The following is a 15,424-nucleotide window of genomic DNA, read 5'->3' on the forward strand; positions in this document are numbered from 1 at the left end:
TTCTGTTTGGCCGTGTTTCAGCAGCATCAATCCTTACAATGAAATAGCTTAAGAAAATTAGTTATAAATTTAGCAATGAATAGCAACGAGATCGCTCAGTATATTGAGGCCACCAATGGTATGGCCAAGCCCTGGCTACTGTTGCAATTACGCTTGCAAAAACTGCAAGAGCGGCGAGACAGCATACCCGCCGATGAATATGCTAATGAGCTAGCTGACATCCACCAATCTCTAATGAATTTAGGAGAATGGTGGATAGGGATGGAAGACCAAGTGTTTTAAGCGAGCTGGCTTGTGACGCTGCTACTCCTGCTGTCCAGATAACGCTGCCGTGATTGCCTCAGAACCATGCCGAAAACTAAAAAGATCATTGCTGAGCCCAGCCTCACTGACTCCCAGTATTATTTCAGCCGCGAGATGAGTTGGCTGGAGTTTAATAACCGGGTCTTGCATGAAGCCTTTGACCCTCGCACCCCGCTAATAGAGCGCTGCAAGTTTATGGCTATTTTTAGCTCGAACTTGGATGAGTATTTTATGGTGCGGGTGGCAGCACTAAAACAGCAAGTAGAAGCGAAGGTCAGCCAGCTCACCTCAGAGGGGCGCAATCCTCAAGAGCAACTGGATGCCATCTGCGATCGCCTCCGTCCTATGGTGATCAAGCAGCATCGGCATTTTGAGCAAGCCTTGCGGCCCCAACTCGCCAACCAAGGCATTTATCTGCTCGACTACATGGACTTAAACCAAGAGCAGCGGGTTTATTTGCAGCGCTACTTTGAAGAGCAAATTTTTCCAGTGCTCACACCTTTGGCTGTTGATCCGAGCCATCCCTTCCCCTACATTTCCAATCTCAGCCTCAACTTAGCGGTGGTGATTCAAGATCCAGAGACGGAGGAAGAATTTTTCGCCCGCGTCAAAGTTCCTAAAGTGCTACCCCGCTTCTTGCAGTTACCAGAAAACTTACAGCTACAGCACAAGGGCCAAGGCGGAGCTTGGACAGGAGTGCCACTGGAGCAAGTAGTCGCTCATAACCTGGAGTCTTTGTTTCCAGGCATGAACATCCAAGAGTACTATCCCTTCCGGATTACCCGCAATGCCGACCTCGAATTGGAAGAAGATGAAGCCGATGATTTGATGCTCGCGATCGAGCAGGAATTACGGAAGCGGCGGTTTGGCGGTTCCGTGGTGCGTTTGGAGATTCAATCTTCCACTCCCCCAGCAGTACGAGAAATGTTGATTCAGGAGATGTCGCTCGAGGAAAGCGATGTCTACGAAGTGGAAGGCATGCTGGGACTGAGCGATCTGATGTCTTTTTTGGCCTTGCCACGGCCAGATCTTAAAGATACTCCTTGGTCTCCCGTCGTCCCAGCTCGTTTGCGGCGCTTGAGTCAACCTACGAGCGATCGCAATGGCGCAGAGGGAGAAGATAGCGAAGACTTCTTCAGCCTGATTCGGAAGCAAGACTTGATGGTACATCACCCGTACCAATCGTTTTCGGGGACGGTGCAGCGCTTCATTACCCATGCCGCCCATGATCCAGATGTGCTAGCGATCAAAATGACGCTCTACCGCACCTCTGGAGACTCGCCCATTCTCAACGCCCTGATTGCTGCTGCTGAGAATGGCAAGCAAGTAGCTGTTTTAGTGGAACTCAAAGCTCGCTTTGACGAAGAAAATAATATCAACTGGGCCCGCAAGCTGGAAAAAGTGGGCGTGCATGTGGTTTATGGCCTGGTAGGACTGAAAACTCATACCAAAATTGCCTTGGTAGTGCGCCGGGAAGAAAACCGCATTCGTCGCTACGTCCACATTGGCACCGGAAATTACAACCCCAAAACAGCACGCATCTACACCGATATTGGTTTGTTGAGCTGTCGCGATGAGTTGGGAGCTGATTTAACCGATCTGTTCAATTATCTAACGGGCTATTCCCGCCAACAGTCCTATCGCAAGTTGTTAGTCGCTCCAGTTAACTTGCGCGATCGCATGTTGAGCTTGATCTACCGAGAAATTGAAAACTGTAAAAACGGCTTGCCTAGTCGCATCGTCGCCAAAATGAACGCTTTGGTAGACAAGCGAATTATGGTGGCTTTATACGAAGCTTCTCAAGCAGGGGTCCAAATTGACCTCATCATTCGTGGCATCTGTTGTCTCAGACCTGGTATTAAAGGTGTCAGCGACAACATCCGGGTTGTTAGTATCGTAGGCCGTTTCCTAGAGCACTCCCGTATCTTTTACTTCCACAACGGAGGGGAGGATGAAGTCTTTATTGGCAGTGCCGACTGGATGCCACGCAACCTAGACCGCCGTGTAGAAGCAGTCGTATCCATTGAAGACCCAGACCTGAAAAAAGACTTACAAGAAATCTTGGGAACCATGCTCTCCGACAACCGCCATGCTTGGGAACTACAACCAAATGGCCGCTACATTCAACGTCGCCCCGCAGCGGACTGTCCAGAACTCAGCTCGCAAAAAATTCTCATGGAGATGGCAGCCAGCTCAACAACTTAAGCAACTTAAGAAGCGGCTTAGGAACGTCATCTTACCTGTATAACTCAATGCTTAAGCTGCTAAACATGAGATAACTATCAAGACCATCAAAAATAGTTTTCAAGGTATAAAATCCCACCTAAACCACCGTGATTTTGGCAGTCACCCGCTAGCCAGAAATTCCTTCTTGCGATTCGCCCCAACGGTAGAGGGATTTCAGTAGTGCCTACTACTAGACTAAAATTGTCTAAATCTGAAATGTCTCTTACTTGACTGAGTAGTCATGTTATCCTGTATGCGCTCTGCCCTCCGTGTCCTTGTTGTCGATGATCATGAGTTGACTCGACTCAGCCTCAAGCTGGCTTTACAGAACCAATCCAACATTGAACTGGTTGGTCTAGCGAGTAATGGTCAAGAAGCAGTTGAGCTGGTTAAGCATCAGCACCCTGATGTAATTATTATTGATTTACAAATGCCAGTTTTGGATGGTTTAAGCGCATCCACCCAGATTAAGAGCTTTGCTCCCAATATTCGCATCATCGCTTACTCATCAGTAGACGATCCTCAAACAGAGGTGATGATTCAAACAGCCAAAATTGACGCTTTCTGCAAGAAAGACGTTGCGACTCATGAACTTGTAGCTTTGGTGAAAGAACTAGGGCAAGCAGCTAAGAATGCGAGTGCCTAAGCATCCACAACCTTTACTGCCTGGAAGATAAGTCGTTCCAGGCAAGGGGTTAAGGCGATGGAGGTTTAGAGATTTCCCGCTTCTGGGAAGGTTCGTTGAAATTCGTCAATCAAATCATCCATCTCTTCTAAGGCCTGATTCACATCAATTCTTAGAGTTCCTAAATCAGGCTGTTCTAGTAATCTTAGTAAAGTTTCCCGTTTGCTTTTGATCAGCGTAATCCGCTCTTTAATGGTTTCGGCGTTCATTTCTGTATCTTTATATTTACTTCTATTAAGTAAGATAAACCATCTTCGGCCCTAGTCACGGACTCAACTCTATTCTTATAACCTAGCCCAGGTTAAGAGCTGCAAGTCACTGTGATTCAGCCTGTGATTTACCTTGAATTGGTAACACTAATTAATATAGACATGCCTCAGTCTCAGGATAGACGAGCGCAGAACTAGTGCAGAAAAGGTGGTCGCTTGCTATCACCTGTCTTAGTCCGCATTACTTCAGTGATGAAGCGCTTGAGTGCCTTCTCGCGGTTTTTCATAAAAGCGGCCCAAAATCCTGGCTGGAACTCATCCATAGTTTTAGCCAGTGCCCAAACATCCACGGCCAAGATGTTGTAGAGCGTTTCATCTTCTCGCTTGAGAGAATCAATCTGCTCTAATAATTTGCCTTTGGTTGCGGATGGCTGCTTTTCGTCTTTGATCATGGCTCGGACCTACTGAAGACCGTAAAGAGGGACTGAATCACATTCGCTGAGAGTGGCACTCATACTATCTAGATGAACCATAAAGACGAGTTAGATGGCCAAGCCTCGCCAGAATACCTCCCGCTGAAGTGGGCGATCGCGCCTCGGCACCTCCAGCATATCTCGCTATTCATGAACGCTCACTTTGCTAACCACAATCTTCTAGCTCCGGTTTCTGGCCTCTAGCTCTGCTTTTTGGCAAGAAACTTTAGGCTTCAGAGAAAAATTGTCGGAGCTTAGGTCCACCAAACTTCCTGTAAAGGTAATGATATAAAGGTTAACTTTGCACACCGCTTAATTCATCTCATTAACAAATATGTTACGTCAAACTTCTCTAGGAACGCTGGGATTAGGAGTAGGTGGGGCTCTAACCTTAGTCGGTTTTGTAGCTTACTTTTCTAGTAACGCCACCTTAAATCTTGTGGGATTTTTCTATGGCATTCCGCTACTTCTAGGAGGATTGGCGCTGATAGCTTCAGAACTCAAGCCAGTTCCTTATACACAACCCACACCACCAGCGATCGCTGAGCTACGGGATCAGCAAGCCACCACAACCCAGAATCAGATTCGTAAAGATGTGACTCGCTATCGGTACGGCCAATCTGCTCATTTAGACTCTTCGCTGAGCCACCTAGGGTTAAGCCCTACCAATGAGGAGCGTCCTGAGCTGATTGGCATTCGGGAAACGCAAATTGATGCCGCTTATGCCTTGGTTTTGGAGTTCAATTCTCCGCTCATTTCCTTGGAAACTTGGCAGCAGAGGCAAGCAAAAATAGAAGGTTTTTTTGGTCCTGGCATTCGAGTCCAACTAACCCAACCAGTAGAGCGTCAGATTGAAGTGGCTCTGATTACTGCACCCCCAGCCCAGCCTCAAGCCACTGACTGAGCAATTGCAACCCCCACGTTCCTTACTTTTCCAGTCTGACTACATACCACTGCAAAAAATCCCCAGGCCCCATATCGAGTTCGCAAGAAGTGTCTAGCAGATATTGGGCCTGGTCTGGGATAGAGCTAAGCTTCTGCAAATCTTGAGGCAGGCTGTCTTGGCGTTGGGCTAAAATCGCCTCCAGCTTGCTGAGCAGTTCAGCAGCCGTGAGAAATTGTTCTGGCTGATTAGCTGCCAAAACCACAAAATGGTCCTGCCTGTACATTAATGGGTCGGGCATAAGCTTTATAAATTGAGAGTTTCAGCTTTTTGGGCGATCGCGCTCATACAGATATCCTAACAACGCCTCCCGAGAAGGATGGCGTTTAGCTTTCAAGTTCTAAGACTTGAAATAGAGACGTTTGCAACCTTTCATCTACAGCCCCCGTCTGCATCCCTATGATCCGCTCAGCTTGCCTCATTTTCAATCCCATCGCTGGCCAAAGCGACCCAGCCCAAGATTTAGCTAAAATTCGGGCTTTGCTGGAGCCAGAGATGGAGCTAGAGATTCTATCGACGACCAAGACAGTCGATGCGGATCAGCTCGCCTATAACGCGGTGCAGCGAGGAGTGGAAGTTTTAATCGCCTCCGGCGGGGATGGCACTTTATCCGCAACCGCAGCCGCTCTGGTAGGTACCGATATTCCTCTAGGGGTGATTTCACGAGGCACCGCCAACGCCTTTGCCAATGCGCTCGGCATTCCTGACAGCATCGAAGCCGCTTGCGCCACCATCTTGGCCGGAGAAACTAAAAAGGTAGATGCGGCTTACTGTAATGGCAAACCCATGCTCCTGCTAGCTGGGATTGGCTTTGAAGCTGAGACGGTTGAACAAGCAGACCGCACTTCTAAAAATCGCTTGGGTATGCTGGCTTACATCCTAGCCGGAGTCAAGCAACTGGGGCAGCTACCTGCCTTTGATGCAGAAATTGAAACAGATGACCAAATCATTCAAGTTTCCGCTTCAGCGATTACCGTGGCCAATGCAGCCCCACCCACTTCAATTCTGGCGCAGGGACCGGCTGGGGTGATTTTTGATGATGGTTTGCTTGACCTAACGGTAGTGGCTCCCCGCAATGTAGCAGGGGCGATCGCAGCTTCCTATCATCTGCTGCAATCTGCTCTGACTGGCAACGCCACCGAGCGGGATGACATTGGCTATTTGAGAGCGAAACGTCTGAAAGTTTCAACTCAGCCTCCCCAAAAGGTAGTTTTGGATGGGGAACTAATTGGTACAACTCCCATCGAACTAGAGTGTGTCCCGCAGGGTTTAACTATTTTTGCACCGTCCGCACCTGAAACCGTGATCGAAGAAAAGTTAGATGGGTTGCCTAACTTAGTCGTGGTCTCTAAGGCGCAATTAGAGTCAGAGGACGACGAACAATCTGCTGAGGTTCGGTAATCTCACCAGACTTCCACCTATTTTCTCAATCTAATTAATCTATTTTCAATAAATATCCGGAGGCCAATTTCTTGGTTTGGATATTATGTATTCTTCATCAGAAAACCTAGTGCTCGGAGTAGCTTCTTGCTAGTGGCATCTATTAATTTGACTTGATGCTATCTGTGCCAGTTGAGAAAGCGACTGTGTCAACCAACTTAAACTAATCCGACACGCTAGATTAGAAATATCGGATCACATCCAGCAAACCTTTATCTAGAAAATATAGATAATGGTTTTTTTTGCTTTGAAGGTGAAAATTTTGAGCTGACCAGTCTTTTTAGAGAGTCAAAAACCCCACATCTGCTACCTCCAGAAATCTGAAATTAAGTGAATTTATCCTGGAACTTTCCAAGCAGGTTCTTCGACTATAAATTCAGGAACGCAAACATTAACTTCACCCTTTGAGGGAACCAAAATGACACTCTCTCTAAAATCTATTGCTGCTTTTTCTGCTTTGTCTGTTATTGCGATCGCACCCCTACTTTCTGCTGGTTCTGCTTCTGCTCAACCTAGAAAAGGATTCAGTGATAGCTATGTCGGTGCAGGTGTTGCGGCAGGTGTCACCAACGGTGGTCAAAACAATGATGCTGCAACCTTTGGCGGCACGATTGATGGTCGCTTCGGCCTCCGCAAAGCTCCCGTTTCTCTGCGCGGTTCTGTTATTTACAGCGATGACACTAGCGCTATCATTCCGATGATCACCTATGACAAAGGGATCACTAAAAATACCCAAGTTTATGGCGGTGTTGGCTATTCCTTTGTGGAAGCAAACGGCCAGCCAACCCCAGTAGGGAACGATGATGCAGTTATATTAACTGCTGGTGTTGAATCCAAAGTCACCAAAGATGTAGTGGTTTACGGTAACACCAAGTGGGGCATTAACGCTTACCAAAATGGCCCTGCTGATTCTCTAAGCTTCCAAGCTGGTGCAGGTCTACGCTTCTAAACTCACTGAAGCTACTTAGGCTTAATATTGCCTCGAAGACCGCTATGACAACAGGCTAAGTTGTAGGCATTCATCTGCTAGTTTTTAACCGTTAGTTCTGATGCAGCCTTTCAGCAACTCTACATCAGCTCAGCAAGACTGAATAGTAATTCAACTCAGCTTTAGTCAGCTCCTAACTTTGGTGTTAGGAGCTTTTTTAATGGTTAAAAATTAGCCTAATAAACAATATTTTTGAGTTTGATGGCTTAATTTTAACAACAAACTCAGCCGTCACTTTAACTTAAGCATTTTGCTTACAGCAGTTGTATAACAGCGAAATATCTGTTTTGAGCACCTTACCCCGAAAGATAAGGAGTGCTTGTCAATGTAATGCTGAGTTCGCTGGTTGTAGCTCTGCTTTCTCGCTTTGCTTCACACGAGTTTACAGAGAAATTCTGAAGCGATATCATCAACTTACTGGGTTACAACTTGAATGGGTAAAGTTGGCTAACGTTAGACTTGAATCTGCTTGGTTTAGAACTCCCTTTTCCCGCAAGTTGGGGTGGACTTTCATGCAAAATTCCTGACAAGCAGGTTGACCCAGCAAATGCAATGATAAAATAAATAGATTGACCGTAATTCCGGGCGGATTACCGGGAATCAAAAAGCTTAGAACTACTGAGGCTCTGAACTAACTAAAGGCTTTATGGTTCAGACCTGACTTTAACTGCAACGTTTGGTTGTATTCCACACCTCTGACTATTTTCAATTCGTACCGCAACTCCGATGGTTAAAACTCCGACTCCGACTCCCGTGGCTCGCAAACCTTCTAAAGTAGAAGGTCTTAAGGAACGTAGCCAATTTTTACGTGAACCTGTTGCCAGTGAATTGCTACTCGATACTAATTGTTTTACAGAAGATGCGATTCAAATCCTGAAGTTTCACGGTTCCTATCAGCAGGACAATCGGGACAACCGGGTTAAAGGGCAGGAGAAAGACTACCAGTTTATGCTGCGGACTCGAAGTCCAGGTGGCTTTATTCCTCCTCAGCTCTACCTGACTTTGGATCAATTGTCAGACGACTATGGCAATGGCACCCTGCGCGCTACGACCCGCCAAGGATTTCAACTCCACGGCATCTTAAAGAAAAATCTACGAACCGCGATCGCCTCGATTGTCAAGAGTATGGGTTCCACATTAGGAGCTTGTGGCGACCTGAATCGCAACGTCATGGCACCGCCCGCGCCCTACAAGAATCGGCCTGAGTATATCTACGCTCATGAGTACGCCAACAGCATTGCCGACTTACTCACCCCCCAAACAGGTGCTTATTACGAAATTTGGTTGGATGGCGAAAAGTTTGTCAGTGCTGAGGAGCGTCCAGAGGTTAAGGCAGCTCGGCAACAAAACGGTAATGGCACAATTTTTCAGGACAGTGAGGAGCCGATCTATGGCACTTACTACATGCCCCGTAAATTCAAAATTGCGGTCACGATTCCAGGAGATAACTCTATCGACCTGTACTCGCAAGATTTGAGCTTGGTGGTGATTACGAATGAGCAGGGCGAGTTAGAAGGGTTCAATATTCTGGCAGGTGGCGGTTTGGGCCGTACCCACGGCAAAGAAGACACTTTTCCTCGCATTGCCGATCCGCTAGGTTATGTCGATAAAGCCGACATTTACGAGGCAGTCAAAGCGATTGTGGCGACGCAGCGAGACAATGGCAACCGCAGCGATCGCCGTCACTCCCGCTTAAAGTACCTGATGGAGGAGTGGGGGGTTGCCAAGTTCCGCAGTGAGGTGGAGCAGTATTTTGGCAAGCCATTACAACCCTTCAAGCCGTTACCCGAATTTAAGTATCTAGATTTTCTCGGCTGGCAAGAACAGGGAGATGGCAAGCTATTTCTCGGCATCTCTGTAGAGAATGGCCGCATCAAAGATGAAGGTGCCTTCCAACTGAGAACTGCGTTGCGAGAAGTGGTGCAGCAGTACAATCTGCCCATCTTGCTGACGGGTAGCCAAGATGTGCTCCTGTATGACATTGCTCCTAGCGATCGCGCCGCCATTCAAGCAATATTCGATCGCTGTGGTGTGCAGGTTGATCCCGAGCAGATCGACTCTCTAGTGCGCTATTCGATGGCTTGCCCTGCTTTGCCCACTTGCGGTTTGGCTGTCACCGAATCTGAGCGAATTATGCCAGAGATTCTGGAGCGGATTCGCGCCCTGCTAGATAAAGTGGGTCTGGAGCAAGAGCACTTTATTATTCGGATGACAGGTTGCCCTAACGGTTGCGCCCGTCCTTACTTGGCAGAACTCGGTTTTGTGGGCAGTGCTCCTGAGCATTACCAAGTTTGGCTGGGGGCTTCTCCGAACCAAACCCGCCTATCTCAGCCTTATGTGGAGAAGCTCCACATCAATGACTTAGAAATTGGGCTAGAACCAATTTTTGTCTACTTCAAGCAATCTCGCACACCCGAAGAAAGCTTTGGCGATTTCTGCGATCGCGTTGGCTTAGAGGCAATTCGGCAGTTTGCCGTGGCTTACCAATCTGAACCGCCTGAGCTTGTGAGTAGCTACGCCGCTACCATCAGCACCGCTAACGATGAAGCGATCGCTACTGTGAGCGAGACTGATGGGCTTGGCAAAATCCGCCGCCGCATCACGGTTCGAGAAGACCTTTATGCCAGTCTGCAAGCGATGGCCACTCAGCAAGGTAAAAAGGTGTCTCAACTGGCTACCGAAGCGATCGCAGCTTATGTGCAAGCCAACCAAGAGCCGTAGTTCTTAAGATCTACGAAATCCGAACCTTGGGGGCAAGTGCCCCCAAGGTTCGCTGAGGGACGGTTGCGTCCCCCAGACCCCCTGCAAACGAACGTAATTGCAAGTGTTTCGAGATTTTTCTTTTCTCGCTTCTTAACTCCTGACTTCTTTCCGCCTTCATCTCATACCAAACGAGAGATGCCACACTAGGCTCATCCAGTTTGTAATAGAGGATACGAGAACCTATCTCTCCTATGGGGTGGAATTATGACTTGGCTAGAACGGCACTTTGGTCAGGAGTGCAGTAAAAAATTCCAGTCGGAGACTCAGAAGCACCCAGACGAAGCGGGGATGACTCCTGGGCTTACAGGTGAGTATGACTTAGAACTTCGAGAGAAGGCGGGTATGCATCAACCTCCGCCCGCTCCAGAGCATATGGGACTTGAAGGTGAATATGACCCGGCGGGTTTGTCGAAGCGAGTTGCGATCGCCTTCGATCGTGATCCCCAGATTAGTGAAATTGACAGCTTAGAAATTGACCAGAACGGTGGCACAATTATCCTCAAAGGCTCTGTGCCTAACTCAGAGATTCTGGAACACATCACAGGTATGGCAGCCAAAGTAGATGGCACCCAGGCAGTAGACACTTCACAAGTCAGCGTAGCTTAAGCCCATCCTGAGCCTTAGCTTTCTGGATTGGTCACTAAATTCAAGGGTGGTAGCTGCATCGTAAAAACTGTCCACCCGTGGCTGCTCTCGACTTGAATGGTACCTTGTAGCTGCTCTACTAGCCGCTTGACTAAGGCTAGGCCTAAACCAGTACCTCCTTGCTTCCACGGGTCAGCATGGGGAACCCGATAAAACTTATCAAAAATTCGCAGGAGTTCTGTTGGGGGAATTTCGGCTTGATTTTGAATAATTAGGCAAGTGAGAGGAACTGACTCAAAAGGTGGTGAAGTACTAGTCACCTGCTCTGCCTTCAGGATAATTTGGCCACCCGCCGGGGTGTACTTGCAAGCATTATTCAATAATTCGACTAACATGCGTTCTAAGCTGGCGCGATCGGTAATTAAGGGCGGAAAGTTTTCTGGCAGGTCAATCTTGATTACCTGTTGATGTTCTTGCAGGCGGGAACGGAAAGGCTCAATTAAGCTAGAGAACCAATCCTGTAAATTGATCGCCTCTACTAGAAACGTGGGATAAGATGCTGCTTCCAAACGCTGTAAATCCAGTAGGTCGTTGATTAGGTCAATTTCACGAGCACATTCTGCTTTTAAGATTTCCAAATACCGCTGTTGGCGTTCAGCGTTGGTAGCGATCGTCAACATTTGCAGCGCCATTTTCATATTTGACATCGGTGTCCGTAGCTCATGGGACACCGTGCTCAAAAAGTCATCTTTGAGTTGATTCAGTTTTTGTAATTCTGCTACGAGCCGAGCTTGTTCAGCCTGCTGGCGGATTGCTGCCTTGGCTTTGAGTTGCTCTGTGCGATCGCGGAACACTAAAACAGCGCCCATTACTAAGTGTTGGTCGTTCTGTAGTGGCGTAATACTGTACTCAATGGGAATTTGGCCGTCACTGCATCTGAGGCTGGTTTCTACCGCAGTTTTCATGCCCACGCTGGCGTCAAAGAAGCTGCTGCTGGGCTGCTGGAGGATGCTCTGTGTGGCTTCATCCTCGGTTTGGAAAACAGCGATCGCGGGCTTCCCAAGAGCTTGGGCTTGCTGCCAGCCAGTCAAACTTTCAGCCACGGGGTTCATGAACGTAATCAACCCTGTCGTGTCAATCGTAATCACAGCATCAGCGATGCTTCTCAAAACAGTTGACAGCCACTGCTCTCGCTCTTGCAACTGCCTCTCTAACCGATGCCTAGCTAAAGTAATTTCGATCGTTGTATTTAGTTCTCGTTCTTTAAAGGGTTTCAATATGTAGCCGTACGGCTGAGTTTGTTTAGCACGAGCTAAGGTGTCGTCATCAGCGTAGGCCGTCAAGTAAATAATTGGTAGTTGAAAGCGGTGGTGAATTTGTCTAGCTGCTTCGATTCCATCGATCGCACCTTTGAGGCGAATATCCATTAAGACCAAATCCAAGTGACTCTCAGACGCTCTCAAAATAGCTTCTTCACCAGAGGCAGCAACCACAGGCACTGCATAGCCAAATTTCTTCAATCTGTTTTGCAGATCTTTGGCGACAATGCTTTCATCCTCAACCACCATTATGTTTATAGTTGTCATTTTCCTAGGTGAGTTTTAGTTAGAAAACACAATCTCAAATTTGACGCCATTACTCTGATTAATTTCAATAACCCCCTCAAGCTGCTGAGTTAGTGCGTTCACTAACTGCAAACCTAAAGAATCGGTGTTTTGATAATCTAAATCTCTTGGAAGACCAACTCCAGTGTCACTGACCACAAGCATCAGGTGATGAGCATCCCTAAGGCCAAAAGAAATACAAACTTCTCCAGTGTGCCCCTTGGGAAATGCGTGCTTGAGTGCATTTAATACCAATTCGTTAATAATTAGGCCGCAGGGGATCGCAGTATCCAGACCCAACCAAATTTCATCTATATTAATTTTTAAGGCGATCGCCTCAGAATTAATTTCATAGGTGTAAAACAAATTAGTCACAAGATCATAAATATACTCAGAAGCATTAATTCGAGCCATATCTTTTGACTGATATAACTTCTCGTGAATTAGTGCCATTGACTCAATTCGATTTTGGCTTTCCCTAAAAATAGCCAGCGCCGCACTATCGTTTAGATACTGAGCTTGCAAATTCAACAAACTGGAAATAATTTGCAAGTTATTTTTAACCCGATGATGAATTTCCTTCAGTAAAACTTCTTTTTCTCGGAGCGACGTTCTCATATCTTCTTCGATTTGCTTACGATTAGTAATATCAAAACGAATCGAAAGATACTGAAACGGCTGACTCTGTTCATTAAGGAAAGGCACGATGGTCGTATCAACCCAGTAGTAACTACCATCCTTAGCACGGTTCTTAATTTCCCCTTTCCAAACTTTGCCCTTGGAGATCGTGGCCCAAAAGTTTTGAAAGAAACCTAAGTCATGATAACTAGAGTTAATCAGGCGATGGTTTTTCCCAATCAGTTCCTCTCTGCTGTATTGGGATAGTTCACAGAACGTGTCATTAACATAATTAATCGTACCTTTTTGGTCAGTGGCAGCCACGATCGCTGCTTGGTCTAAAGCAAACTTAATATCTGATAATTCTTTCAAAGACTTTTGTAGTTTTGCCTCAGCCTGCCGCCGCTCAGAAATATCTTCAATCACAGAAATGAAATATTTGGGCTGAGTCGCTTCCCGCATCAGTGAAACAGTTAAATTAACCCAATTTGTAGAGCCATTTTTGCAGATGTACCGCTTCTCCATCGAGAAAGTCGAAATTGTCCCAGCTAAAATTTGGTGAACATGTCCCAAATCGGCGGCTAAGTCATCAGGGTGAGTAATGTCTTGAAAGGTTAGATTGAGTAGCTCTGAGCGGCTATAACCAACAATGTCACAGAGCTTTTGATTAACCCGCAACCATTGCCCATCCAAACCAACATGGCCGATCCCGACCGCAGCTTGTTCAAAAGTTGCCCGAAACCGTTGCTCACTCTCTCTCAGCGTGGCTTCCATGTGTTGCCGCTCAGCAATTTCTAACCTCAGTTCCTTGTTGACCTGAGCGAGCGCTGCAGTGCGTTCTGTCACCCGAATCTCTAGTTGGCTATGAGCGGCTTGGAGTGCTAATTCCGCTTGTTGACGTTCTAGAATCTGTTTCTCTAATTCCCGATTAGTTTTTTCTAACTGGGCAGAACTCGGTAAAGCTAGGAGTTTTGGCATTAGTGGGCCTAGTTCCAGAGCGGTGAAGAGAGACACTATGGCGGTGAAAGCCTTGATTGTGCCAGACACCCAATAAATTGGATGCCAGAGGGTCCAAACCTCTAAGATATGGGTGGTTCCACAAGCAATAATGAAAGCGCCAAAGAGCAGAAAAATCCACGGAAAAGGAATGTCGCGGCGCTTGTGGATAAAGTAAAGCAAGAAAACAGGAATTGAGTAATAAGCTAGGGCGATCGCTAAATCTGAGACCACATGCAGCCAAACTAAGTGAGGTTGCCATAGATAGCAATGCCCATGTGGAATAAATTGATCCGAAGATAAAAAATTACTAAAAAATTCCCACATAAAATCTATTATTTTATTTTCATGAGTTCAGCTTTTGAATCATCAGTTGGTTTGCTTCATGATAGGCATTACCAGGATTGACTTTATCTAAAAGCAAAGAGATCTTTAGTAGTTTTCCTGAACCAAGAAATCTAAATTATAAAGTTTGAATTCTAGGGATTAGAGAGAGGTTGTTCTATCTCAAACTTTGTTCTATCAACCGCCCCAGTACAGCCGTAATCGTACGGAAGTCATTGAGTAATCAACCACTTCATTCTTTTTTATGTCTTGGATTCACTTCCCTGCTCTGGCAAAAAGCTTATGTAGATTCACGCGAATGTAAAGTGGGCTTAAGCACTGGTCAGAACCTACCTCAGTTCCAGAAACCTTTTGAACCTTAAAATAGGCCGAAAAATAGATAAATCAGAACACTAAGTGGCAGGATAGAAAAGTTGGCTTAGGAGTATCGCTTGGCTGAGTTGCAACGATTGGCGATCGCGCCCACTCAACTGCATCAAGAACAAATTTGCTTAACCGCAGAGCAACAACATTACTTGAGTCGAGTCTTGCGGCTCCGCTCTGGCGATCGCTTTATTGCCATGAACGGACAAGGTCAGTGGTGGCTAGCAGAGCTATTGGCGAGCCCAGATCAATCACTAGAAGCACAGATTATTCAAACTTTGACGGTTGATACTGAGTTGCCTATTGCAATCACGCTAGTTGTGGCTTTACCGAAAGGCAGTGGATTTGATGAGGTGGTACGACAAGCTACCGAACTAGGCACTAGCTGCATCGCGCCTGTAATTAGCGATCGCACCTTGCTGCACCCTAGCCCCCAAAAACTAGAACGCTGGCGGCGCATTGCTCAAGAAGCAGCGGAGCAGTCTGAGCGACAAGTGGTGCCTACAATTCTGGAACCCGTCCCACTACTGCCCCAACTTCAGCAATTGCTAGCGGCAACTCCGGGCACACCTAAGGTTGTTGGCTACTTCTGCGTCACTCGCTACGATGCCCCTCATTTATTGCACTGCTTACAGAGAGATTTAGGGTTTGGAAATCAGCAAGCGTCGCTGTCTGCGCTATCCTCAATGGTAATTGTGACTGGGCCAGAGGGCGGCTGGACAGAGGCGGAAGTTGAGCAAGCGATCGCGCTAGGATATCAACCTGTGTCTTTGGGACAGCGCATTCTCAAAGCTGTCACCGCTCCCTTAGTAGCCCTCTCTCTAGTCGCTGCAGTGGCTGAGGCCACTCCGAGTCCCATCTCCACCACATTGCCAGGGTGAGC

15 protein-coding genes are annotated in these 15,424 nt (G+C 47.0%); 10 read left to right on the top strand and 5 right to left on the bottom strand.

The features are described from left to right. Positions 1-75: 75 nt before the first annotated feature. The 3 genes from NDA01_RS06055 (at position 76) to NDA01_RS06065 (ending at position 3,175) form a co-directional block, all read left to right on the top strand. Complete coding sequence (locus NDA01_RS06055; RefSeq protein ID WP_190431165.1) at positions 76-282, top strand: hypothetical protein; 207 nt, start codon at positions 76-78, stop codon at positions 280-282. A 66-nt stretch (positions 283-348) separates the two neighbouring features. Next, the gene (gene ppk1, locus NDA01_RS06060; RefSeq protein WP_348227229.1) at positions 349-2,508 is read left to right on the top strand and encodes a polyphosphate kinase 1; all 2,160 of its coding nucleotides are present in this window, start codon (positions 349-351) and stop codon (positions 2,506-2,508) included. A gap of 262 nt (positions 2,509-2,770) precedes the next feature. Next, positions 2,771-3,175 carry a response regulator gene (locus NDA01_RS06065; protein ID WP_190431163.1) on the top strand — a complete coding sequence of 135 codons (405 nt, stop codon included), beginning with the start codon at positions 2,771-2,773 and terminating at the stop codon, positions 3,173-3,175. Positions 3,176-3,240: 65 nt separating this feature from the next. On the opposite strand, the gene NDA01_RS06070 is transcribed toward NDA01_RS06065, so the two are convergent. Both NDA01_RS06070 and NDA01_RS06075 read right to left on the bottom strand, forming a co-directional pair. Beyond that, on the bottom strand, positions 3,241-3,423 hold the full coding sequence (locus NDA01_RS06070) for a hypothetical protein (protein WP_190431162.1): 183 nt from the start codon (positions 3,421-3,423) through the stop codon (positions 3,241-3,243). A 194-nt stretch (positions 3,424-3,617) separates the two neighbouring features. Beyond that, positions 3,618-3,875: a hypothetical protein gene (locus NDA01_RS06075; protein ID WP_190554345.1), complete on the bottom strand. Its 258-nt coding sequence runs from the start codon at positions 3,873-3,875 to the stop codon at positions 3,618-3,620. 72 nt (positions 3,876-3,947) lie between these two features. Here NDA01_RS06075 and NDA01_RS06080 point away from each other — a divergent pair, with 72 nt between their 5' ends. Beyond that, positions 3,948-4,100, top strand: coding sequence for a hypothetical protein (locus NDA01_RS06080; RefSeq protein WP_348227230.1), 153 nt, complete (start codon positions 3,948-3,950; stop codon positions 4,098-4,100). Positions 4,101-4,230: 130 nt separating this feature from the next. After that, positions 4,231-4,800 carry a DUF2854 domain-containing protein gene (locus tag NDA01_RS06085; protein ID WP_348227231.1) on the top strand — a complete coding sequence of 190 codons (570 nt, stop codon included), beginning with the start codon at positions 4,231-4,233 and terminating at the stop codon, positions 4,798-4,800. 22 nt (positions 4,801-4,822) lie between these two features. Here the strand turns inward: NDA01_RS06085 and NDA01_RS06090 are convergent, their stop codons facing one another. Continuing rightward, complete coding sequence (locus NDA01_RS06090) at positions 4,823-5,080, bottom strand: CRR7 family NDH-1 assembly protein (protein WP_190431158.1); 258 nt, start codon at positions 5,078-5,080, stop codon at positions 4,823-4,825. A gap of 158 nt (positions 5,081-5,238) precedes the next feature. Here NDA01_RS06090 and NDA01_RS06095 point away from each other — a divergent pair, with 158 nt between their 5' ends. The 4 genes from NDA01_RS06095 (at position 5,239) to NDA01_RS06110 (ending at position 10,636) form a co-directional block, all read left to right on the top strand. Further along, positions 5,239-6,240, top strand: coding sequence for a YegS/Rv2252/BmrU family lipid kinase (locus tag NDA01_RS06095; RefSeq protein ID WP_348227232.1), 1,002 nt, complete (start codon positions 5,239-5,241; stop codon positions 6,238-6,240). Between the two features lie 457 nt (positions 6,241-6,697). After that, positions 6,698-7,228 (top strand): hypothetical protein, encoded by a 531-nt coding sequence (locus NDA01_RS06100; RefSeq protein WP_190431156.1) that lies wholly within the window; start codon positions 6,698-6,700, stop codon positions 7,226-7,228. Positions 7,229-7,993: 765 nt separating this feature from the next. Further along, positions 7,994-9,988, top strand: a complete 1,995-nt coding sequence (gene sir / locus NDA01_RS06105; protein WP_348227233.1) for a sulfite reductase, ferredoxin dependent — start codon at positions 7,994-7,996, stop codon at positions 9,986-9,988. A gap of 246 nt (positions 9,989-10,234) precedes the next feature. After that, positions 10,235-10,636, top strand: a complete 402-nt coding sequence (locus tag NDA01_RS06110; protein ID WP_190431154.1) for a BON domain-containing protein — start codon at positions 10,235-10,237, stop codon at positions 10,634-10,636. A gap of 14 nt (positions 10,637-10,650) precedes the next feature. Here NDA01_RS06110 and NDA01_RS06115 read toward each other — a convergent pair whose 3' ends face one another. Together NDA01_RS06115 and NDA01_RS06120 are read right to left on the bottom strand one after the other, a co-directional pair. Then, positions 10,651-12,201: a hybrid sensor histidine kinase/response regulator gene (locus NDA01_RS06115; protein WP_348227234.1), complete on the bottom strand. Its 1,551-nt coding sequence runs from the start codon at positions 12,199-12,201 to the stop codon at positions 10,651-10,653. A 15-nt stretch (positions 12,202-12,216) separates the two neighbouring features. Further along, complete coding sequence (locus tag NDA01_RS06120) at positions 12,217-14,160, bottom strand: sensor histidine kinase (protein WP_348227235.1); 1,944 nt, start codon at positions 14,158-14,160, stop codon at positions 12,217-12,219. 449 nt (positions 14,161-14,609) lie between these two features. Between NDA01_RS06120 and NDA01_RS06125 the strand changes: the two genes are divergently transcribed. After that, positions 14,610-15,422 (top strand): 16S rRNA (uracil(1498)-N(3))-methyltransferase, encoded by an 813-nt coding sequence (locus NDA01_RS06125; RefSeq protein ID WP_348227236.1) that lies wholly within the window; start codon positions 14,610-14,612, stop codon positions 15,420-15,422. Positions 15,423-15,424 lie beyond the last annotated feature (2 nt).

The sequence above is a fragment of the Trichocoleus desertorum AS-A10 genome (genome assembly GCF_039962155.1).
Lineage (GTDB): Bacteria > Cyanobacteriota > Cyanobacteriia > FACHB-46 > FACHB-46 > Trichocoleus.